The sequence below is a fragment of the Albidovulum sediminicola genome (assembly GCF_025751575.1).
Taxonomy (GTDB): domain Bacteria; phylum Pseudomonadota; class Alphaproteobacteria; order Rhodobacterales; family Rhodobacteraceae; genus Albidovulum; species Albidovulum sediminicola.
In genome coordinates this window covers 17,646-37,748 of sequence record NZ_JAOWLA010000012.1, presented here as the reverse complement: position 1 = coordinate 37,748, position 20,103 = coordinate 17,646, and the positions used below count along the sequence as shown (strand labels likewise).

Here is a 20,103-nt window from a genome sequence, read left to right as displayed (position 1 = left end):
CCCCCTCCCCGGTCGATGCCCAGTTATCCGGCTGCGGCCCTGGCTGCGGCGACGCCAGCCGCGAAATCCCGCTTCAAGAGCCCGATATCCTCGACCCCCACCGAGATGCGGAAGAACCCCTCGCTGATCCCCAGGGCCGCCCGCGCCTCGTGCGAGAGCGCCCGGTGGGAGGAGGAGGCCGAATGCGACAGGATCGTCGCGATATCGCCAAGCGTCGGGGCAAAGGGCAGGTCTCTCATGGCGCGGGTCAGCGCATTGGCCCCCGCCCGGCCGCCCTCGACCTCAAACGACAGCATGTTGCCCCCCCGCGCGCCCAGAAGCCCCGACGCTCGGTTGTGGTCGGGGTGATCGGCGCGCAGCGGGTATAGCACGCGCCGTACCCCCGGCAGGCCCGCTAGATGGTCGGCCAGCGCCTTGGCGTTCTCCTCCGCCCGGTCATAGCGCAGGTGGAAGGTCATCAGCCCGCGTTCGGCCAGCCAGCAATCGAAGGGGCTCGGCGTCAGGCCCGTCGTCACCGCGAAATCGTAGATCGCCTTGCGCAGCGCCGGGTCCTTCGCCGCGACATAGCCCAGCGTCACGTCGGAATGGCCCGCCAACAGCTTGGTCACCGAGTGGATGACGATATCCGCCCCATGCTCGAACGGGCGGAAGGCGCGCGGCGTGGAAAAGGTGCTGTCCACCGCCAGAAGCACGCCGCGTTCCTTGCAGATCGCCGCGATGCCGGGAATATCGGCGACCCTGAGCGTGGGGTTTGAGACCAGTTCGACCAGCACCATCCGCGTCTCGGGCCGGATCGCGCGGGCGAAGGCCGCCGCATCCGTCGGATCGGCAAGCGAGGTGGCGATGCCGAAGCGCGGCAGGTCCGTCCCCATAAGGCGAAGGGAGCGGCCGTAAAGCTGATCGCCGCCCAGAACGTGGTCGCCCGCCTTCAGGCACCCCATCAACGCCGCCGTGACCGCCGCCATGCCAGAGCCCAGGATCAGCCCGCCCTCGGCCCCTTCCAGCGCATCGATCTTCTGCGCCAGAACCTCGGCGTTGGGGTGGCCCTCGCGCGCATAGGTGAAGCCCTTCACCCGGCCTTCGTACTGCGCGTCAAGCTCATCGGGGCAGTCGGAGGCATAGACGACCGAGGGCATGATCGGTGTCACGACCGGACGGCTGACACTGGTGGGCAGCGGCGTGCGGCGGACGAGGTTTTCGGGGATCGGGCGATCATCGGACATGGGCGGGTCTCCTTTCCGCCCTGATTGGCACGTCGCCCGGTCCCGCTCAAGTGGCCGCGTGCCGTGGCACTGACCCGTCCGATCAGCCGCGGTCGCCGCCCCGAGGGCCGCGCAGGAACAGCTCCCAAAGCGCGTAACCGGCAAGGCCGGCAAAGATGGCCCCCCAGAGCGGTGAACCAAGCGTCAGTTCGAAACCCGCCCCCACAAGCGGCACCGCGACGGTCACCGCGCGAACCCAGGTTTGCCGGAACATCGGATGATCGCGGTCGAGAAATCGCGCCATGTCAGCCCCCATTCGGACGGTAGCCGGGATCACCCGTCACAGGGCCTTCAACCCGGCGAGGAAGCGCTTGGCGTTTCTGCGGTAGCCCTCGGCCGAGGCCAGAAGCCGCGCCCGCGCCGCATCGTCCAGCATCCGCACAACCTTGCCCGGCGCCCCCATGACGAGCGAGCCGTCCGGAATCTCCTTGCCCTCGGTCACAAGGGCCCCGGCCCCGATCAGGCAGCCCGAGCCGATCTTCGCCCCGTTGAGGATCGTGGCCCCCATCCCGATCAGCGAGCCGGCCCCGATGGTGCAGCCGTGCAGCATGGCCTTGTGCCCGATCGTGCAGTCCGGCCCGATCACCATAGGATAGCCCATGTCCGTGTGGCAGACGGTGTTTTCCTGGATGTTCGTGCCCCGGCCCACATGGATGACCTCGTTGTCGCCCCTGAGCGTGGCGCCGAACCAGATGCCCGCCTCATCCTCCAGCACCACCTTGCCGATGATGTTGGCGTCCGGGGCGACCCAGACATCCCGGCCGATCTCGGGGGCTACTCCGTCAAGCGCATAGATCATCTACCTTCGAACTCCCTGTTGAGACCACGGACGAACTCGGTGAGGCCAGGCTGGCGGTCGGCACGCGAACGCTCCGCCTTGAGGATGGTCTTGAGCTCCTCTTCGGCTTCGTCGATATCCCGGTTGATAATGACGTAGTCGTACTCCGCCCAATGGCTGATCTCGTCACGGCTTTTCGCCATGCGGCCTGCGATGACATCCTCGCTGTCCTGCCCGCGCCCACGCAGTCGGCTTTCCAGATCCGCGATCGAAGGCGGCAAGATAAAGATCGAGACCACATCTTTTGCGAGCGCCGATCGGCGGATCTGCTGGCCGCCCTGCCAGTCGATGTCGAAAAGCGTGTCGCGCCCCTCGTTCATCGCCGCCTCCACTGGCCCCTTGGGCGAGCCGTAGAAGTTTCCGAAGACCTCAGCATGTTCCAGCATCTCGCCCGCCGCGACCATCGCCTCGAATTCCGCGCGGGTACGAAAGTAGTACTCGCGCCCATCCTCCTCACCCGGTCTAGGCGCCCGCGTCGTTGCCGAGACGGAGAACTTCAGCGTCGGGTCCCAGGCCATCAGCCGCTTGGCAAGCGTCGATTTCCCCGCGCCCGAAGGCGATGAAAGGATGATCAGTAAGCCCCTGCGCTGCATTGTCATTCCACGTTCTGAACCTGTTCGCGCATCTGGTCGATCACGGTCTTGAGGTCAAGGCCGATCCGAGTCAGCTCGGCATTGCCCGACTTTGAACAAAGCGTGTTCGCCTCGCGCATGAATTCCTGCATCAGGAAGTCGAACTTGCGGCCGACCGCGCCCTTTTCGGCCAGAAGCCTGCGGGCCGCAGCAACATGGGCCGCCAGGCGGTCAAGTTCCTCGGTCACGTCCGCCTTGACCGCCAGCAGCGCGAGTTCCTGCGCCACGCGGGCCGGATCGGCCTCGGCCGCGCCGGCAAGCACACGGGCAAGGTTGTCGCGCAGCGCCTGCTCCATCTGCGGCCGACGCGCCTCTGCCGCGGTGCGCGCCTCATCGGCCAGTTGGGCGATTCGTGCGATCTGGCCATCAATGACGACGGCCAGTGCCCGCCCCTCCGCCGCACGCATCGCGGCGAAATCGGCCAGAAGCACGTCAAGGTCAGCCAACAGCGCGGCCAGAAGCGGACCGGTATCCTCGGCCACGGCTCCGGTTTCGAGCACGCCGCGCAGCGTGAGGATATCGGTGGCGGAGGGCGCGGGCAGTTCCACGCCCCGGCGCGCCGCCTCCGCACCGACTTGGGACACCGCGTCAAGCGCCGCGGACAGACCTGCGGCATTGACCCGGATCGCCCCGGCCTCCGCCGCCCGCGACAGTTTGAGCGAAAGGGTGGCATTCCCCCGCGCCATGCGCGCCGACACCGCCGCGCGCGCGCCCTGTTCCAGCCCGTCGATTCCATCCGGCAGGCGCGTGCGAAGGTCGAGCCCCTTGCCATTGACGGCCCGGATCTCCCAGACCCAATCGGCTCCGGCGTCCGATCCCCGGCGTTCGGCGAATCCGGTCATCGAGACAAGCGCGTGATTAACCATTGGTTTCCTTTTTTCCCCCCGGCGCCGCGGCGTTGGGCTATGTTAACACTTAGGTAAGCTTTTCCGCCCTACGGTTAACAAAGCCTGAACCTGTGGACAACGCGAACCGGAGACTGCGTGAAAGGATCAAGCTGGAGGTTGTGTAATGAGTGTAGATGGTTTCTTCGGGGGCGAGGTCGTCCCCTTCGCGGGGGCGCGAAAAGACATGACTCGATCGACCGTGGAAGAAGTCAGGGCCTATTGGGAAGCCCTGCGTGGCGGACGGCCCGTGCCGTTGAGGTCCGAGGTGGACCCGAGGGGCATCGAGAGAGCGCTGGATTACGCCTTCATTCTTGAGCGCGTGGCTCCGCAGATCGCCCGGTTCCGAGTCGCTGGAGGACATCTCAACGACCTGATGGGGATGGAGGTGCGCGGCATGCCGATCACGGCGATGCTTTCGCCTGGATCACGCCCGCAGATGGGGGCCGTGCTTGCCGATGTATTTGAGTCCCCCGCCGTGGCAGAGGTTGTCTTGCGCGCGGAAGCGGGCGCGGGACGGCCGGAACTGACCGCGCGGCTCTTGCTCTTGCCCATGCGCAGCGACCGGGGCGGAATCGACCGGGCGCTTGGCTGCCTGGCGAGCAACGGGCAGATCGGACTGGCGCCGCGCCGCTTCAGCCTTTCAGAGACCCTGAGGACCGAGATCGCGGCGGGCCAACCGTCGCCCCGGGCGATCACGCCCGAGCGGGGCTTCGCGGAAAGCATGCCGCCCTTCATGCGCGCGCCCCGGTCCCGTGCGCACCTCAGGCTCGTCAAGACCGACGAATGAAAACGGGCCCCGGTGGGGCCCGTTTCATATCGCCGGGACGGCGGTTTCACATGCCGGCGGCTTTCTGCATCGCGCGGCGATCTTGAAGCTCCTCCGCGACAAGGAAGGCAAGCTCCAGCGACTGGCTGGCGTTCAGACGCGGGTCGCAGGCGGTGTGGTAGCGGTCCGACAGATCCTCGTCCGTCACAGCGCGCACGCCGCCGGTGCATTCGGTCACGTCCTTGCCCGTCATCTCGAAATGCACGCCGCCGGGGATCGTCCCTTCCGCCTTGTGAACGGCGAAGAACTCACGCACCTCGCGCAGGACACTGTCGAAGGGCCGGGTCTTGTAGCCCGTCGCCGACTTGATCGTGTTTCCGTGCATCGGATCGCAGGTCCAGACGACCGTGGCGCCCTCTTCCTCGACCGCCCTGATCAGCCGCGGCAGGTTGTCGCCGACCTTGCCCGCGCCGAAGCGCGCGATCAGCGTCAGGCGGCCGGCCTCGTTTTCCGGGTTCAGCCGGGCGATCAGTTTCTTGAGGTCGTCCGAGGTCAGCGAGGGCCCGCATTTCAGCCCGATCGGGTTCTGGACGCCGCGGCAGAACTCGACATGCGCGCCGTCGGGCTGACGGGTGCGGTCGCCGATCCAGATCATGTGACCCGACCCCGCCACCGGCAGGCCCGAGGTCGAATCGATCCGGCACAGCGCCTCCTCATACTCCAGAAGCAGCGCCTCATGGCTGGTGTAGAAATCGACCGCGGACATCGCGTGAACGGTGTCGGAGGTGACGCCCGCCGCACCCATGAAGTCCATCGCATCCTGAATGCGGGTCGCGACCTCGCGGTAACGCTTGGCCTCGTCTTCCTGGGTGAAGCCCGAAATCCAGCTCTGGACCCGGTGCATGTCCGCGAACCCGCCGGTCGAGAAGGCCCGGAGCAGGTTGAGCGAGGCCGCCGCCTGCGTATAGGCCTGAAGCATCCGCGCGGGATCGGGCACGCGGGCGTCGGCGGTGAAGTCGAATCCGTTGATGATGTCGCCCCGGTAGGACGGCAGCTCCACCCCACCGATGACCTCGGTCCCCGCCGAACGCGGCTTGGCGAACTGGCCCGCCATCCGGCCGACCTTGACGACCGGAAGCTTCGCGCCCCAGGTCAGCACGATCGCCATCTGCAACAGCACCTTGAAGGTGTCGCGGATGTTGTCGGCGGAAAATTCCGCAAAGCTTTCGGCGCAGTCGCCGCCCTGAAGAAGGAAGGCACGGCCCGCAGCCACGTCGCCAAGCGCGCGCTTGAGTTTGCGGGCCTCGCCCGCAAAGACCAGGGGCGGCATTCTTTCGATCTGCGCCTCCACCGCGTTCAGCGCGGCCTGATCCGGATAATCCGGCATCTGCACCCGCGGACGGCTGCGCCAATCGGATCTGTTCCAGGCCTTGGTCATGGGTCTTCTCCAAGCGTTTAGCGTTAACCGGGCGGCTTATACTGTCAGCCCGGCCGCCTTGCAAACCCAATGCACCGCCCCATGCCCCTTGCGGGGCGCGAAATTTGGTGCTTCTGTAACCAAAACGACAAATAAGAGTCGCATAATGCCCCCCGCAGTTACGTCCAGCAAGTCCGCGCCGAATGCCGCGCCGCGCAAGAAGCGGTTCGTATTCCTCTTGCTTAACCGCTTTACCATGTTGTCCTTCGCGGGCGCCATCGAACCGCTTCGCATTGCCAACCGCGTACTGGGATCGCAGGCCTACAGCTGGGCACTGGCGGGCGAGGACGGGAAGGAGGCGGTCTGTTCGAACGGCGCGGCCTTCAAGCTCGACATGGGGCTTGGGGAGATCTCGCGCGAGGATACGGTGCTTGTCTGCGGCGGCATCGACGTGCAGGACGCCACGACCAAGCCGGTTCTGAACTGGCTTCGCCGCGAGGCGCGGCGCGGCGCGGCAATCGGCGGGCTTTGCACCGCCGCCTACACCCTGGCCAAGGCCGGGCTTCTGGACGGCAAGCGCGCCACCATCCACTGGGAAAACCAGGACAGTTTCCTGGAGGAGTTCGAGCAGGTCAGGCTGACCAAGTCGGTCTTCGTCCTCGACGGGAACCGCATGTCGACGGCGGGCGGGACGGCCTCCATCGACCTGATGCTCAAGATCATTGCCTCGGACCACGGGGAAGAGGTTGCCAATACCGTCGCCGACCAGCTGATCTATTCCTCGATTCGCACCGACCAGGACACGCAGCGCCTCTCGATCCCGACGCGGATCGGCGTGCGTCACCCGAAGCTCAGCCAGGTCATCCAGATGATGGAGGCCAATATCGAGGACCCGATCAGCCCGGCGGACCTGGCCGAGCAGGTCGGCATGTCGACGCGCCAGTTGGAGCGGCTGTTCCGGCGCTACCTGAACCGCAGCCCGAAACGGTACTACATGGAGCTGCGGCTTCAGAAAGCCCGCAATCTGCTGATGCAGACGGACATGAGCGTGATCAACGTTGCGCTGGCCTGCGGCTTCGCAAGCCCGTCGCATTTTTCGAAATGCTACCGCGCGCATTACAAGACGACGCCTTACCGGGAACGTGGCACACACGGGGTACCGGGGGGCGCGCGCCTGTCGATCTGAGGGGCCCCCCTGGGCTTCCTTGACCCGCCGCACATCCGGCTTAGGGTGACGCCGGGTCAATTCCCACCGCCCCGCAGGACCCTTCCGCGAACCGCTTTTCTTTTAGGCAAAGCCGCTCTAGGCTCGCCGCCAGATTTCGATCCAATATGGGAGTAACAAGATGAAGAAACTTCTCGCCGCGACCGCTGCGGTCGCGCTCATGACGGGTGCGGCTGGCGCCGAGGACATCAAGCTCGGGGTGATCCTGGGCTTCACGGGGCCGCTGGAATCGATCACGCCTTCGATGGGCGCGGGTGCCGAGCTTGCGATGAAGGAAGTCAGCGACTCCGGCAAGCTGCTCGACGGCTCGACCGTGACCTCGGTGCGCGGCGATTCGACCTGCGTCGACGCGGCGGCCGCCACGGCGGCGGCTGAACGCCTTGTCACCACGGACAAGGTCAACGCGATCATGGGCGCGGACTGCTCGGGCGTGACCGGCGCGATCCTGGCCAATGTGGCGGTTCCGAACGGCATCGTGATGATCTCGGCCTCGGCGACCTCCCCCGGTCTGACCTCGGCCGAGGACAACGGATTGTTCTTCCGCACTGCACCCTCGGATGCGCGCCAGGGTGAGATCATCGCCAAAGTCCTGCAGGACCGCAGCATCTCTTCCGTCGCAATTTCCTACACCAACAACGACTACGGCAAGGGTCTGGCCGACTCCATCCAGGCCGCGGTCGAAGCGGCCGGTGGTAGCGTGAGCATCTCGGCCGCGCATGAAGACGGCAAGGCCGACTATTCGGCCGAGGTCGGCGCACTGGCCTCTGCCGGTGGCGATGCGCTTGTCGTTGCGGGCTATGTCGACCAGGGCGGCGCGGGCGTCATCCGCGCCGCGCTCGACACCGGCGCCTTCAGCACCTTCATGCTGCCGGACGGCATGTATGGCAACGTGCTCGAAGAAAAGTTCGGCAGCGAGCTTGATGGCTCCTTCGGTACCGTTCCGGGCACCGACAGCGCCGGTGGCGCGACCTTCCTGGAAATGGCCACGGCCGCGGGCTTCGACGGCTCCTCGTCCTATGCGGGCGAAAGCTATGACGCGGCGGCGCTGATCATGCTCGCCATGCAGGCCGCCGGTTCTTCGAAGTCGGCCGACCTTGCCGCGAAGGTGATGGATGTCGCCAACGCGCCGGGCGAGAAGATCTATCCGGGCGAACTGGCCAAGGGGCTTGAGCTTCTTGCGGCGGGGACCGACATCGACTACGTCGGCGCCTCGGCGGTCGAGCTGATCGGACCGGGCGAAGCCTCGGGCGCGTATCGCGAGTACGAGTTCAAGGACGGCAAGATCACCACGGTCGGCTACCGCTGATCGCTTGATGCCACACAAGGCAGCCCGGCTTATCCGGGCTGCCTTTTCGATATCGACAGACGCGGGTGAACCCGTGCGAAGGGGATGAACACGCATGATCGTCGTTGAGGATCTGCACAAGCATTTCGGGGGGTTCCGCGCAGTTGACGGCGCCTCGCTCGAGATCGCGAAGGGCTCGATCACCGGGCTGATCGGGCCGAACGGGGCGGGCAAGTCAACGCTCTTCAACGTGATCGCCGGAGTCTACACGCCGACCTCGGGCCGGGTGATCATGGACGGCGAGGACATTACCGGCCTGCCGCCGCACGAGCTTTTCCACAAGGGCCTGCTCCGGACCTTCCAGATCGCGCATGAATTCTCCTCGATGACGGTGCGAGAAAACCTGATGATGGTGCCGGCGGCCCAGTCGGGCGAGACGCTCTGGAACGCCTGGTTCGGCCGCAAGCGCATCGCCGAGGAAGAGCGCGCGCTCGCGAAGAAAGCCGACGAGGTGCTTGATTTCCTGACGATTTCCCATCTGGCCGACGAGCGCGCGGGTAACCTGTCCGGCGGGCAGAAGAAGCTGCTGGAGCTTGGCCGCACGATGATGGTCGACGCCAAGATCGTCTTCCTCGATGAGGTCGGCGCCGGCGTGAACCGCACGCTTCTCAACACCATCGGCGACGCGATCGTGCGGCTGAACAAGGAACGCGGCTACACCTTCTGCGTGATCGAGCACGACATGGACTTCATCGGCCGCCTCTGCGACCCGGTCATCGTGATGGCCGAGGGCAAGGTGCTGGCCGAGGGCTCCGCCGCCCATATCATGGAGAACGAGGCCGTGATCGAAGCCTATCTGGGCCGTGGCCTCAAGAACAAAGTCAAGGCGGAAGCCGAGGCTGAGGAGGCCCGCCACGAGTCGCACGGCGCCCAGCCCGGACTTGGCGACGAAGCGGGCCAGGGAGGTGCGGCATGAGCTTCCTCGCGGCCGAGAACATGACCGGCGGCTACGGCGCCGCCGACATCCTGCACGACTGCACGCTGACCGTGGACAAGGGCGAGATCGCGGTGATCGTCGGCCCCAACGGGGCGGGCAAGTCGACCGCGATGAAGGCGGTCTTCGGGATGCTGAACCTGCGCAAGGGCCAGGTGACGCTCGACGGGCAGGACATCACCGCCCTGACGCCTCAGGACCGCGTGGCCAAGGGCATGGGCTTCGTGCCGCAGGTCAACAACGTCTTCCCCTCGATGTCGGTCGAGGAGAACCTGGAGATGGGCGCCTTCATCCGCCGCGACGACTTCCGCGCCACGATGGAGCAGGTCTACGACCTTTTCCCGATCCTGAAGGACAAGCGCCGCCAGCCCGCGGGCGAACTGTCCGGCGGCCAGCGCCAGCAGGTCGCCGTGGGCCGCGCGCTGATGACGCAGCCAAAGCTCCTGATGCTGGATGAGCCCACCGCCGGCGTCTCCCCCATCGTCATGGACGAGCTTTTCGACCGCATCATCGAGGTCGCCCGCACCGGCATCTCGATCCTGATGGTCGAACAGAACGCCCGCCAGGCGCTGGAGATCGCCGACAAGGGCTACGTCCTCGTCCAGGGCGCCAACCGCTACACCGACACCGGCGAGGCGCTTCTAGCAAACGCAGAGGTGCGGCGCACCTTCTTGGGGGGCTAAAACCCCGAAAACGACGTGTTATCGACCGGAAGGGACGCCATTATCGCGGCGTCCCTTCGCGCTTTCAAACGCCCCCCAAAGCGCCCGGAATTCGACAATTTTCCGCCACAGTGCATCCCTACTGCGCCGATCCGGAAGCATTATTGGAGTTTTCCGTGAAATACCTTTTCCTTTCCGCAGGCATTCTGCTGCCCCTGTCCGCTGAAGCGGGAAACATTGTCTTTGATTGTTCGGGCGAGTCCGCATTGGCAGCGGTGCAGCTTGTCCAGTACGAAGGCCAGGACAAGGGCCAAGTCCTTTCCGAGGGCGCTGAGATCGAGGCGGACGTCCACCCCGGCACCAAGGGTCTGTTCTTCGTCGTAATCGGGGACGGGTTCACGCAGAACTACGCCCTCAACACCGAAACCGGGGAGCTGCACTATACCGGGACCGGCAGCAAGACCGGCTATGTGCAGGGCACCTGCACACCGGCCCAAGGCTGAGTTACACAAGACGCTGATAGGCCCTCGCCATCATCGCGCAGGGTTCCGGCCCCGTCCGGGGCCTTTTTCGCGGCCGTGTCGGGGGACGCGGGCCCAAAGGGTCCTGCAATGGCTTGCGGAGAGGGCCGGGTATGGTATTGGGTCAAGGGACAATAAAGACAGGCCGAAGGGCCAGCCACGGGGGAGAAGCATGGACCTTCTCAATGCGCTTGTCGCGCTTTTGAACTTTGTCGTCATACCGGCGACGGCCTATGGGGCGCAGCTCGCGCTCGGGGCGCTTGGGGTGACGCTGATCTACGGCATCCTCAGGTTTTCGAACTTCGCCCATGGCGACACGATGGCGCTGGGGACGGGCTTCGTGATCCTGGTGACCTGGTGGCTGCAATCGCTGGGTGTCAGCCTTGGCCCGCTGCCCACGGCCTTCCTCGCGCTGCCCTTCGGCATCGCAGCGACGGCGGCGGTCGTGCTTCTGACCGACCGCGGGGTCTACCGCTTCTACCGCCGGCAGAAGGCCGCGCCGGTGATCCTGGTGATCGTCTCGATGGGGGTGATGTTCGTGATGAACGGCGTCACCCGCTTCGTCATCGGCGTGGAGGAGATCCGCTTTGCCGATGGCGCGCGGTTCCTGATCAACGCCAATGAGTTCAAGAAGTCCACGGGCCTTGCCGAGGGGCTGGCCTTCAAGGCCAGCCAGGCCCAGACCATCGCCGCCGCCGTCCTCGTCGTCGCGCTCCTGTTCTGGTTCCTCAACAAGACCCGCACCGGCAAGTCGATGCGCGCCTATTCCGACAACGAGGACCTCGCGCTGCTCTCGGGCATCAACCCGGAACGCGTGGTGGCGGTGACCTGGATCATCGCGTCGGGCCTCGCCGTCATCGCCGGCACGCTCTACGGGCTCGACAAGAGCTTCAAGGCCTTCAACTACTTCCAGCTGCTGCTGCCGGTCTTCGCCTCGGCCATCGTCGGCGGGCTCGGCAGCCCCTTGGGCGCGATCGCGGGCGGCTTCCTGATCGCCTTTTCCGAGGTCGGCCTGACCTATGCCTGGAAGAAGGTCGCGACCTATGTGCTGCCCGAGGCGCTGGCGCCCGACGGGCTCGCGCAGCTGCTTTCCACCGACTACAAGTTCGCGGTCTCCTTCGCGCTTCTCATCGTCGTCCTGCTCTTCAAGCCCACCGGCCTCTTCAAGGGGAAATCGGTATGAACACGCGCAACATCCTTCTTTTCGCGGGCATGGCGGCGCTGATCGTGCTCGAAGGCTCGACCACGTTCGGCGGGATCTTCGGCGGCAGCTGGAACACCGCGCTCTTCATCCTGAACTTCGGCCTGCTCTCGGCGATCATGGCGCTCGGCGTGAACATGCAATGGGGCTACGCGGGGCTTTTCAACGTCGGCGTCGTGGGCTTCATCGCGCTTGGCGGGCTGGCCCCGGTACTGATCGCCACGCCCCCGGTGACCGAGGTCTGGACCGCGGGCGGCGTGGGCCGGCTGGTCTTCGCGCTGATCGTCGGCCTGGGCGTGATCGCGCTGGCGATCGTGCTGAACCACCGGCTGAAGGGCCGGGTGCGGCTTGCCGCGCTCTGCGTGACGCTGATCGGCGGCTTCTTCCTCTACCGCGCGCTCTTCGACCCGGCGGTCGAGGTGATCGAGGCCTTCAACCCCGCGACCAATTCCAACCTCGGCGGGCTCGGCCTGCCGGTGCTCCTGTCCTGGCCCGTCGGCGCGCTTCTGGCGGCGGGCGCGGCCTGGCTGATCGGCAAGACCGCGCTGGGGCTGCGCTCCGACTACCTCGCCATCGCGACGCTAGGGATCGGCGAGATCATCGTCGCCGTCCTGAAGAACGAGGACTGGCTGGCGCGCGGCGTCAAGAACGTCATCGGCATTCCCCGCCCGGTTCCCTATGAGGTCGACCTGCAGGCAAGCCCCGCCTTCGTCGACTTCGCCGCCGGCTTCGGCGCCGAGCCGGTCGTGGCCTCCACCGTCGTGGTCAAGCTGCTTTATGCCGGCCTCTTCCTCGCCATCCTGCTCCTGCTGACGGCCGCGTCGGAACTGGCGCTGAAGTCGCCCTGGGGCCGGATGATGCGCGCCATCCGCGACAATGAGGTCGCGGCCGGGGCGATGGGCAAGAACGTGACCGGCCGCCACCTGCAGATCTTCATCCTCGGCTCCGCCGTCTGCGGCCTGGCCGGCGCGATGATGGTGACGATGGACAGCCTGCACAACCCCGGCACCTACAGCCCCTTGCGCTTCACCTTCCTCATCTGGGTGATGGTCATCGTCGGCGGCTCGGGCAACAACTGGGGCGCGATCCTCGGCGGCTTCCTGATCAGCTTCCTCTGGCTCAAGGTCGAGGCCTGGGGCCCCGCCGCGCTCGAATACCTGACCGCGGGCATGGACCCCGCTTCGCCGCTACGCGAACACCTCAAGGACTCCGCCGCCCACATGCGCCTCATCGCGCTGGGACTGGTGTTGTTGCTCGTGCTTCGCTTCAGCCCAAGGGGCCTCATTCCGGAAAAATGAGCCGTGCGGAAAACCCGCCGCGACGAAGCCGGGGCCAACCCCGGCTTCGCTGCTTTCATGGGGATCAAAACGCGAAACGACATTTTTTGTCGCTGATCGACATGCTCCAGATCGCTTTCGGGCCTTGATTGGTCGCAAATTCCTCTGGAGGCGAACATGAAGACCCAGGCACAGGTCGTGGTGATCGGCGGCGGCGTCGTCGGCTGCTCGGTGCTTTACCACCTGACGAAATACGGCTGGAAGGACGTGATGCTGATCGAGCGTTCCACGCTCACCTCCGGCTCCACCTGGCATGCGGCGGGCGGGTTCCACACGCTGAACGGCGACACCAACATGGCGGCGCTTCAGGGCTACACGATCGGGCTCTACAAGGAGCTTGAGGCGATCACCGGCATGTCCTGTGGCCTCCACCACGTCGGCGGCATCACGCTGGCCGACAACCAGGCCCGGTTCGAGATGCTGGTGGCCGAGCGCGCCAAGCACCGCTACATGGGCCTGCACACCGAAATCCTCGGCCCCGAGGAGATCAAGGCATTTACCTATGGCCAGGTGAACCTCGACGGGATTGTGGGCGCGCTTTACGACCCGCTCGACGGCCACCTCGATCCGTCGGGCACCACCCATGCCTATGCGCGCGCGGCCAAGATGGGCGGGGCGGAGATCGTCGAGCATAATCGCGTGCTGGAAACCAACCCGCGTGCGGATGGCACTTGGGACGTCGTGACTGAACAGGGCACGATCCACGCCGAGCATATCGTCAACGCAGGCGGTCTCTGGGCGCGCGAGGTGGGCGCGATGGCCGGTGTCTACCTGCCGCTTCTGCCGATGGCGCACCAATACCTGGTGACCGATGACATCCCCGAAATCATGGACATCCTGAAATCGGGCAAGGAATTCCCCCACGTCATGGACCCCGGCGGCGAAAGCTACCTGCGCCAAGAGGGGCGCGGCCTTTGCATCGGCTTCTATGAAAAGCCCTGCGAACCATGGAGCGTCGATGGCACCCCCTGGAACTTCGGCCATGAACTTCTGAACGAACAGTTCGACAAGATCGAGGACTCTGTCACCTTCGCCTACCGCCGCTTCCCGGTTCTGGAACGCACGGGGGTGAAGCGCGTGATCCACGGCCCCTTCACCTTCGCCCCCGACGGCAACCCGCTGATCGGGCCGGTGCCGGGCCTTCGCAACTACTGGTCGGCCTGCGCCGTGATGGCAGGCTTCAGCCAAGGCGGCGGCATGGGCAAGTCGCTTGCCGAATGGATGATCCACGGCGAAACCGAGGTCGACCCGCGCGGCTTTGACGTCGCCCGTTTCGGCAAGTGGACCACGCCGGGCTACACCGTCCCGAAGGTGATCGAGAACTACCAGATGCGCTTCTCGGTCTCCTACCCGAACGAGGAACGCCCTGCCGCGCGCCCCTTCCGTACGACGCCGATGTACGACATCTTCGACGGCATGAACGCGGTCTGGGGCCAGCAATACGGGCTTGAGGTCGTGAACTACTTCGCCCTGCCGGGCGAGCCGCGCTACGAGACGCCGACCTTCCGGCGCTCCAACGCCTGGGAGGCGACGCGCCAGGAAGTCATGGCGGTGCGGGAGGCGGTCGGCATCAACGAGGTGCAGAACTTCGGCAAGTTCCGCGTGACGGGGCCGAACGCGCGCGCCTGGCTTGATCGGATCATGGCGGGCGCGATCCCGAAGCCCGGCCGCCTGTCATTGACCCCGATGCTGAGCCCCAAGGGCAAGATCATCGGCGACTTCACCGTCACATGTCTCTCGGAAACTGAGTTCCGGATTACCGGCAGCTACGGCGCGCAGGACCAGCACCTGCGCTGGTTCGAGGCGAACCTGGATGACGGCGTGCGGGTCGAAAACGTCTCTGACCGGATCACCGGCTTCCAGATCGCGGGGCCTAAGGCGCGCGATCTTCTGGCGCGCGTCACCCGCGCCGATGTTTCGGGCGAGGCGTTCAAGTTCATGGACGCCAGGCGCATGACCATCGGCATGGCCGATTGCCTTGTCCAGCGCGTCAGCTACACCGGCGACCTGGGCTATGAGATCTTCACCGATTTCATGAGCCAGCGGTCGCTTTGGCACACGCTTTGGGAGGCCGGTCAGGACCTGGGCCTGCGCCCCTTCGGCATGCGCGCGATGATGTCGCTGCGCCTCGACAAGCTCTTCGGCTCCTGGGCGCGGGAGTTTTCGCCAGACTACTTCCCCGGCGAAACCGGCATAGACCGCTTCATCCGCTGGAACAAGGCGGCCGACTGGATCGGCAAGGCGCCCGCGATGGCCGAAAAGGCCGCGGGCCCCAAGCGGAAGCTCTGCGCGTTCATCGTCGAGACTGACGAGGCCGACGTGGTAGCCTATGAGCCGATCTGGATCGGGGACAAGGTCGTCGGCTTCTGCACCTCGGGCGGGTATTCGCATTGGACCGGCCAATCGATCGCCCAGGGCTTCGTCCCGGTCGAGATGATCACCGCCGGGCTTGAGGCGGAGATCGAGATCCTTGGCAAGCGCTGCAAGGCCCGGATGATCGATGGCCCGCTCTGGGACGCGGACGGGGCGCGAATGCGCGGCTAAGCCTGCCGCATCGGCTCTTGCCACGGAGATGCGCGGAACGGATACTTCGCGCATCGTTTCCTTTTCGGGCATCGGACCCTCCGATGCGGAGTTGGGTGGCATGGACAGGGTCGCAATCGTCATTCCCGCGGCCGGCAGCTCCAGCCGGATGCGTGGCGGCGACAAGCTGATGGAAGAGATCGAGGGCGAGCCGATGCTCAGGCGCATCGCGCGCCTGTCGTTGGCGGCGAGCCCTGTCGTCTTCGTCACCCTGCCCGAGGGCGGTCCCCATGCCCGCCCACGGCTTGCCGCGCTAAGCGGGCTAGGGGTGCGGCCCCTGCCCGTCCCGGACGCGCATGAGGGTCTTGCGGCGTCGCTCCGCGCAGCAGTCGCGGCGGCGGGGCATGTCTCTCCGCCCGGGCTGATGGTGGTGCCCGCCGACATGCCGGAATTGACCGCGCCGGATCTGATCACGGTCGCCACGGTCTATGAGGGTGAGCCGGAAACGGTCCTGCGCGCGGCAGCCTCCGACTATACGCCCGGTCATCCGGTCGTCTTTCCCGCCCGGTTGTTCGGCGAACTCGCCGTTCTGAGCGGCGATCAGGGCGGGCGGCGGATCATCGCGGGCGAGGTCGTCCGGCTCCTCCCCCTGCCCGGCCGGCGCGCGATCACCGATCTCGACACGCCCGAGGAATGGGCCGCCTGGCGCGCAGCACGCGAAAATCCCGCGGGCTGAGGTGGTCCTAGTGCTGGCGGGGGAAGGGCACGACCTGCCCGGGCACCGCCTTGGCCACCGCCTCGGCGAACAGGGCCTGCAGTTCGGGGTAAAGCGCGTATAGCTCGAAGCGCTGCGCATTCCCCATCCCGTTCACCGATATGTCCCCCGGATGAAACGCCTCGGTCCAGACGCCGTTGAGCAGAATCATTTCGTGCCGGTCGAAAAGCACACAGGTGTAGCTGATGCTGGCGCTGGCACCGGCCGGACGCATGTCGATCATGTGCTTGGCAGAGATCAGCGCCTCATGTTCCTCGAAATGAACAAGGCTGCGGTCGCGCGGCGCCAGGATGCGCTGGTTCGGACTAACCCGGATGTCGCCCTCTGGCAGCCATCCGTCCAGCGATCCCTGCCTGACCAGCAGCGGCCTGAGGTGATCATTCGCGAACAGATCTGCCCGGTTGAGACGCCGCGTGCCGATCCAGCGGAGCCTCTGCAGCCCGTTGTCGCGGGTGATGATCCTGTCGCCCACGCGCAGCACCTCTGCCGGCACTTCGCCGCGGTCCGTTGCGATGACACAGCCCCCAGTCAGAAACGGCATATCAGACGCTCCGCCCCCGATGGCGACGGCCCGCCATAGAGCTCTGCTCGCTTCGATACCCCAAGTCGATCGTCACTCTCACACGTCCCTCTGCCGATCCCGGCTTAACCTCAACCCCGCTCCGCCCTCCCGACGTCAGCGCGATTGCCCGAACACAGGTCTAGCGGCGCTGCATCCGCCACGCAAATCCGATTGTAACGTCACCCGGGCCATTCCGCGCGATTATTACGCTGTTTCTCGACACTGGAAATGGCGGGAAAGCCGATGCGCGCGCCACGCGTCCTACCCGGAAATGTTCGAAATGTGCTCTAATATCCAGAAAAATATGGATAAAATCAAGAAATGCGATATGTGCCAGCGCGACCGCCGCCCCGTTACCGCAGTATGCGCGATGCCCTGCCGCCTCCGCCGGAAAACCAGCCGGATCGTTTCCGCGACCGCGACAGGCCGTGATCGAAGCTGGATTGGAACTGCCCCGGAAACCCGGGTCACGGATGGCGGGCTACGGCGACCCGGCGCGCCCCACAGATCGCCGCGCGTGCATAAGCGCCCAAAGTTGCGTCGCGTTTCCTGAAAACGTGGTGCCCGAGGTCGGACTCGAACCGACATACCTTGCGGTGGCGGATTTTGAATCCGCTGCGTCTACCATTCCGCCACTCGGGCCACGGCCAGCGGTCTAACTCGCCCTTTTGCGCAAGACAAGCGATTTGCGCACGCTCAGAGCCGGGCGGCGTTGAAGGTGTCGCATTCCTCGACATCACCGGTCTCATAGCCGCGCGCGAACCAGCGTTCGCGCTGATCCGAACTGCCGTGGGTGAAGGTATGCGGCATCGGCTGGCGCCCGGCGTTGCGCTGAAGCGTGTCGTCACCGATCCGGCGCGCGGCGTTCAGCGCCTCCTTCAGGTCGCCCGGCTCGATCGTTCCCAGAACCGATTCAGCCTGGTGCGCCCAGATCCCAGAGAGGCAATCCGCCTGAAGCTCGATCCGGACGGAGATGGCGTTGGCGTCGGTCTGGCTGGCCTGCCGCCGCGCGGCGTTCGCCTGGCCCAGGATACCCAGTTCATCCTGAACGTGATGGGCGACCTCATGGGCGACGACATAGGCGGCCGCGAAATCACCCCCGGCGCCAAGCTGGCGGCTCAGCGTCACGAAAAATTCGGTGTCGAGGTAGATCTTGCGATCGGCGGGGCAATAGAACGGCCCTGTCGCCGCCGAGGCCGTCGCGCAGGGCGATTGCGTCATCCCCTTGAACAGGACCAGCGTCGGCGGATCATAGGGCCGGTTCAGCTCGGCGCGGAAGATCCGACCCCAGACCGCCTCCGTGTCGGCGAGCGTTACGGAGACGAACTCCCCCGCCTGAAGGTCGGCCTCGGTTAGTTTCGTTGTGCCCTGAGTCGTGCCACCACCCTGCTGGCGCGACAGCTCGTCCAGCACCGGTGTCATATCGACGCCAAGGAAGTAGCCGATGACCACAATCGCCACGATGCCAAGGCCACCGACCTGCACCGTGCCCCCGCGCCGGCCCATACGGCGACGGTCCTCGATATTGTCGCTTTGTCGACGCCCGCGCCAGCGCATCCTGCCACCCAAACCCAACCGTTTCACAGCCACGTTAACGCGCGCGCGCATGGGTGCAAAGCGGCTTGACGCCAAAGCCCCCGCATGGCCTAAGAGGCCGTCGCCGCGAACCCGGCAGCAATATCGGAGACGCCCGGCCATGATCCGGCCCCTTTACGACTGGACCATGCGGCTGGCCAACCATCGCCACGCGCTGGCGGCCCTCGCGCTGGTTTCCTTCGTCGAAAGCTCCGTCTTTCCGATCCCGCCCGACCTGCTCATGATCCCGATGGTCCTCGCCCGGCCGTCACGCGCCTGGCTTATCGCGCTGGTGGCGCTGGCGGCCTCGGTCGCCGGGGGGCTTCTGGGCTACGCGATCGGCGCCTTCGCGTTCGAGCAGATCGGCCAGCCGATCCTGACCTCGCTCGGCAAGGCCGACGCGATGGCGGAGTTCAGCACCCGCTTCAACGATTTCGGCTTCTGGGCGGTGCTGATCGCTGGCGTCACGCCCTTTCCCTACAAGGTCATCACGATCATGTCGGGCTGGACCGGCTTGCCGATTGCGACCTTCGTCGCGACCTCTATCCTGGCGCGGGGGTTGCGCTTCTTCGTGGTGGCGGGCCTGCTCTGGCAATTCGGGGCGCCCATGCGCGACTTCATCGAACGGCGGCTCGGGCTGGTGTTCACCCTGTTCATCGGCCTCCTGCTCGGTGGTTTTCTTCTGGTGCGCTACCTATGACTCGCAAGAACCTTATCCTCCTCGCCGGACTCGGCTCAGTCCTTCTGCTGGGCGGCGCCTTCGTGTTCCAAGCCTTCGGTTATGCGCCCTGCAAGCTCTGCCTTTGGCAACGCTGGCCCCATGCCGCCGCCATCGTGATTGCCGGGCTTGGCGTGCTGATTACCCATCGCTTGCTGCCCTGGCTCGGGGCGGTGCCCGCCGCGACGACCGGCGCCATCGGTGTCTTTCACGCGGGCGTGGAACAGAAATGGTGGGAGGGGCCGACCACCTGCACCTCCGGCCCCGTCGGCGGGCTTTCGGCCGATGAACTCATGAACCAGATCTTGGCCGCGCCGCTGATCCGCTGCGACGAAATCCCGTGGAGCCTTTTTGGCGTCTCCATGGCTGGCTGGAACGCGCTGATTTCCTTCGCGTTGGCTGCGATCTGGGTTATGGCGGCCACGCGCCGCGTCTAAGCCTAGCGCCGACTGGCGCGCCGGGTCGACAAGAGCAGGCTGGTCTCAGAGGCCAGCACCCCTTCGTAGCCCCGCACCTTCATCAGCACGAGGTCAAGCTCCTCGAGCGTCCGGGTGCCGATCTCGGCGATGATGTCCCAGCGCCCGTTGGTCGAATGGACCGCGATGATCTCGGGCAGGCCGGTCAGGCGCGCGACGATCCGTTCAGTACCCCGGCCCTCGATCGCGATCATCATCAGGCCGCGCACCGGCTGCGCGGTCACGTCTGACCGCGTCAGGACGGTGAAGCCCACGATCTCCCCCCGGGCCTGCAGCCGCTCCATCCGCGCGCGCACCGTGGCCCGCGCGATCGACAGCCGATCCGCCAGGTCGGAGAGCGACGCGCGCCCGTCGCGCCTAAGTTCGGCGATGATCCTCTGATCCAGCTCGTCCAGATCGCTTGCCGCGCCTGCCATTATGGATAATCCTTCGTCCGTTCCGACAAAA

The 20,103-nt window shown here is 65.8% G+C and carries 21 protein-coding genes and 1 tRNA gene; 12 read left to right on the top strand and 10 right to left on the bottom strand.

What is annotated here, in order from left to right:
• Positions 1-23: 23 nt before the first annotated feature.
• The 5 genes from OE647_RS13220 to OE647_RS13200 all read right to left on the bottom strand — a co-directional run bounded on the left by OE647_RS13220 (position 24) and on the right by OE647_RS13200 (position 3,598).
• Positions 24-1,223 (bottom strand): trans-sulfuration enzyme family protein, encoded by a 1,200-nt coding sequence (locus OE647_RS13220; RefSeq protein WP_263722214.1) that lies wholly within the window; start codon positions 1,221-1,223, stop codon positions 24-26.
• An 82-nt stretch (positions 1,224-1,305) separates the two neighbouring features.
• A complete protein-coding gene (locus OE647_RS13215; protein ID WP_263722213.1) occupies positions 1,306-1,506 on the bottom strand; it encodes a hypothetical protein in 201 nt (66 codons plus the stop codon).
• A 36-nt stretch (positions 1,507-1,542) separates the two neighbouring features.
• Positions 1,543-2,061 carry a gamma carbonic anhydrase family protein gene (locus OE647_RS13210; protein WP_263722212.1) on the bottom strand — a complete coding sequence of 173 codons (519 nt, stop codon included), beginning with the start codon at positions 2,059-2,061 and terminating at the stop codon, positions 1,543-1,545.
• Positions 2,058-2,693, bottom strand: a complete 636-nt coding sequence (gene gmk / locus OE647_RS13205) for a guanylate kinase (RefSeq protein ID WP_263722211.1) — start codon at positions 2,691-2,693, stop codon at positions 2,058-2,060. Before gmk ends, OE647_RS13210 begins: the two co-directional genes overlap by 4 nt.
• 2 nt (positions 2,694-2,695) lie before the next feature.
• Positions 2,696-3,598: a YicC/YloC family endoribonuclease gene (locus tag OE647_RS13200; RefSeq protein ID WP_263722210.1), complete on the bottom strand. Its 903-nt coding sequence runs from the start codon at positions 3,596-3,598 to the stop codon at positions 2,696-2,698.
• A 145-nt stretch (positions 3,599-3,743) separates the two neighbouring features.
• Between OE647_RS13200 and OE647_RS13195 the strand changes: the two genes are divergently transcribed.
• Positions 3,744-4,406, top strand: coding sequence for a PAS domain-containing protein (locus OE647_RS13195; RefSeq protein ID WP_263722209.1), 663 nt, complete (start codon positions 3,744-3,746; stop codon positions 4,404-4,406).
• 46 nt (positions 4,407-4,452) lie between these two features.
• Here OE647_RS13195 and OE647_RS13190 read toward each other — a convergent pair whose 3' ends face one another.
• The gene (locus OE647_RS13190; RefSeq protein ID WP_263722208.1) at positions 4,453-5,823 is read right to left on the bottom strand and encodes a class II 3-deoxy-7-phosphoheptulonate synthase; all 1,371 of its coding nucleotides are present in this window, start codon (positions 5,821-5,823) and stop codon (positions 4,453-4,455) included.
• 145 nt (positions 5,824-5,968) lie between these two features.
• Between OE647_RS13190 and OE647_RS13185 the strand changes: the two genes are divergently transcribed.
• From OE647_RS13185 to OE647_RS13145, 9 genes are all read left to right on the top strand, one after another.
• Positions 5,969-6,988, top strand: a complete 1,020-nt coding sequence (locus OE647_RS13185) for a GlxA family transcriptional regulator (protein ID WP_263722207.1) — start codon at positions 5,969-5,971, stop codon at positions 6,986-6,988.
• Positions 6,989-7,148: 160 nt separating this feature from the next.
• On the top strand, positions 7,149-8,333 hold the full coding sequence (locus tag OE647_RS13180; RefSeq protein WP_263722206.1) for an ABC transporter substrate-binding protein: 1,185 nt from the start codon (positions 7,149-7,151) through the stop codon (positions 8,331-8,333).
• Positions 8,334-8,427: 94 nt separating this feature from the next.
• On the top strand, positions 8,428-9,288 hold the full coding sequence (locus tag OE647_RS13175; RefSeq protein ID WP_263722205.1) for an ABC transporter ATP-binding protein: 861 nt from the start codon (positions 8,428-8,430) through the stop codon (positions 9,286-9,288).
• On the top strand, positions 9,285-9,989 hold the full coding sequence (locus OE647_RS13170; protein ID WP_263722204.1) for an ABC transporter ATP-binding protein: 705 nt from the start codon (positions 9,285-9,287) through the stop codon (positions 9,987-9,989). Before OE647_RS13175 ends, OE647_RS13170 begins: the two co-directional genes overlap by 4 nt.
• Before the next feature lie 155 nt (positions 9,990-10,144).
• A complete protein-coding gene (locus tag OE647_RS13165; protein ID WP_263722203.1) occupies positions 10,145-10,471 on the top strand; it encodes a hypothetical protein in 327 nt (108 codons plus the stop codon).
• 190 nt (positions 10,472-10,661) lie between these two features.
• The gene (locus OE647_RS13160; RefSeq protein WP_263722202.1) at positions 10,662-11,672 is read left to right on the top strand and encodes a branched-chain amino acid ABC transporter permease; all 1,011 of its coding nucleotides are present in this window, start codon (positions 10,662-10,664) and stop codon (positions 11,670-11,672) included.
• Positions 11,663-12,988 (top strand): branched-chain amino acid ABC transporter permease, encoded by a 1,326-nt coding sequence (locus OE647_RS13155; protein ID WP_412174956.1) that lies wholly within the window; start codon positions 11,663-11,665, stop codon positions 12,986-12,988. Before OE647_RS13160 ends, OE647_RS13155 begins: the two co-directional genes overlap by 10 nt.
• A gap of 156 nt (positions 12,989-13,144) precedes the next feature.
• Complete coding sequence (locus OE647_RS13150; RefSeq protein WP_263722200.1) at positions 13,145-15,571, top strand: GcvT family protein; 2,427 nt, start codon at positions 13,145-13,147, stop codon at positions 15,569-15,571.
• 100 nt (positions 15,572-15,671) lie between these two features.
• Positions 15,672-16,286 carry a nucleotidyltransferase family protein gene (locus OE647_RS13145; protein ID WP_263722199.1) on the top strand — a complete coding sequence of 205 codons (615 nt, stop codon included), beginning with the start codon at positions 15,672-15,674 and terminating at the stop codon, positions 16,284-16,286.
• 7 nt (positions 16,287-16,293) lie between these two features.
• Here the strand turns inward: OE647_RS13145 and OE647_RS13140 are convergent, their stop codons facing one another.
• From OE647_RS13140 to ypfJ, 3 genes are all read right to left on the bottom strand, one after another.
• Positions 16,294-16,866, bottom strand: coding sequence for a Hint domain-containing protein (locus OE647_RS13140; RefSeq protein ID WP_263722198.1), 573 nt, complete (start codon positions 16,864-16,866; stop codon positions 16,294-16,296).
• A 579-nt stretch (positions 16,867-17,445) separates the two neighbouring features.
• A tRNA-Leu gene (locus OE647_RS13135) sits at positions 17,446-17,529 on the bottom strand.
• Positions 17,530-17,583: 54 nt separating this feature from the next.
• On the bottom strand, positions 17,584-18,444 hold the full coding sequence (ypfJ, locus tag OE647_RS13130) for a KPN_02809 family neutral zinc metallopeptidase (protein ID WP_263722197.1): 861 nt from the start codon (positions 18,442-18,444) through the stop codon (positions 17,584-17,586).
• A gap of 139 nt (positions 18,445-18,583) precedes the next feature.
• Here ypfJ and OE647_RS13125 point away from each other — a divergent pair, with 139 nt between their 5' ends.
• Together OE647_RS13125 and OE647_RS13120 are read left to right on the top strand one after the other, a co-directional pair.
• Positions 18,584-19,162 carry a YqaA family protein gene (locus OE647_RS13125; RefSeq protein WP_263722196.1) on the top strand — a complete coding sequence of 193 codons (579 nt, stop codon included), beginning with the start codon at positions 18,584-18,586 and terminating at the stop codon, positions 19,160-19,162.
• Complete coding sequence (locus OE647_RS13120; RefSeq protein WP_263722195.1) at positions 19,159-19,617, top strand: disulfide bond formation protein B; 459 nt, start codon at positions 19,159-19,161, stop codon at positions 19,615-19,617. The genes OE647_RS13125 and OE647_RS13120 overlap by 4 nt, the downstream gene beginning before the upstream one ends.
• Before the next feature lie 2 nt (positions 19,618-19,619).
• On the opposite strand, the gene OE647_RS13115 is transcribed toward OE647_RS13120, so the two are convergent.
• Positions 19,620-20,051 (bottom strand): Lrp/AsnC family transcriptional regulator, encoded by a 432-nt coding sequence (locus OE647_RS13115; RefSeq protein WP_263722326.1) that lies wholly within the window; start codon positions 20,049-20,051, stop codon positions 19,620-19,622.
• Positions 20,052-20,103 lie beyond the last annotated feature (52 nt).

Coding starts and splice junctions, on each gene's coding strand:
- OE647_RS13220 (WP_263722214.1), bottom strand. CDS start 1,223: ATGTCCGATGATCGCCCGATCCCCGAAAACCTCGTCCGCCGCACGCCG.
- OE647_RS13215 (WP_263722213.1), bottom strand. CDS start 1,506: ATGGCGCGATTTCTCGACCGCGATCATCCGATGTTCCGGCAAACCTGG.
- OE647_RS13210 (WP_263722212.1), bottom strand. CDS start 2,061: ATGATCTATGCGCTTGACGGAGTAGCCCCCGAGATCGGCCGGGATGTC.
- gmk (WP_263722211.1), bottom strand. CDS start 2,693: ATGCAGCGCAGGGGCTTACTGATCATCCTTTCATCGCCTTCGGGCGCG.
- OE647_RS13200 (WP_263722210.1), bottom strand. CDS start 3,598: ATGGTTAATCACGCGCTTGTCTCGATGACCGGATTCGCCGAACGCCGG.
- OE647_RS13195 (WP_263722209.1), top strand. CDS start 3,744: ATGAGTGTAGATGGTTTCTTCGGGGGCGAGGTCGTCCCCTTCGCGGGG.
- OE647_RS13190 (WP_263722208.1), bottom strand. CDS start 5,823: ATGACCAAGGCCTGGAACAGATCCGATTGGCGCAGCCGTCCGCGGGTG.
- OE647_RS13185 (WP_263722207.1), top strand. CDS start 5,969: ATGCCCCCCGCAGTTACGTCCAGCAAGTCCGCGCCGAATGCCGCGCCG.
- OE647_RS13180 (WP_263722206.1), top strand. CDS start 7,149: ATGAAGAAACTTCTCGCCGCGACCGCTGCGGTCGCGCTCATGACGGGT.
- OE647_RS13175 (WP_263722205.1), top strand. CDS start 8,428: ATGATCGTCGTTGAGGATCTGCACAAGCATTTCGGGGGGTTCCGCGCA.
- OE647_RS13170 (WP_263722204.1), top strand. CDS start 9,285: ATGAGCTTCCTCGCGGCCGAGAACATGACCGGCGGCTACGGCGCCGCC.
- OE647_RS13160 (WP_263722202.1), top strand. CDS start 10,662: ATGGACCTTCTCAATGCGCTTGTCGCGCTTTTGAACTTTGTCGTCATA.
- OE647_RS13150 (WP_263722200.1), top strand. CDS start 13,145: ATGAAGACCCAGGCACAGGTCGTGGTGATCGGCGGCGGCGTCGTCGGC.
- OE647_RS13145 (WP_263722199.1), top strand. CDS start 15,672: ATGGACAGGGTCGCAATCGTCATTCCCGCGGCCGGCAGCTCCAGCCGG.
- OE647_RS13140 (WP_263722198.1), bottom strand. CDS start 16,866: ATGCCGTTTCTGACTGGGGGCTGTGTCATCGCAACGGACCGCGGCGAA.
- ypfJ (WP_263722197.1), bottom strand. CDS start 18,444: ATGCGCTGGCGCGGGCGTCGACAAAGCGACAATATCGAGGACCGTCGC.
- OE647_RS13125 (WP_263722196.1), top strand. CDS start 18,584: ATGATCCGGCCCCTTTACGACTGGACCATGCGGCTGGCCAACCATCGC.
- OE647_RS13120 (WP_263722195.1), top strand. CDS start 19,159: ATGACTCGCAAGAACCTTATCCTCCTCGCCGGACTCGGCTCAGTCCTT.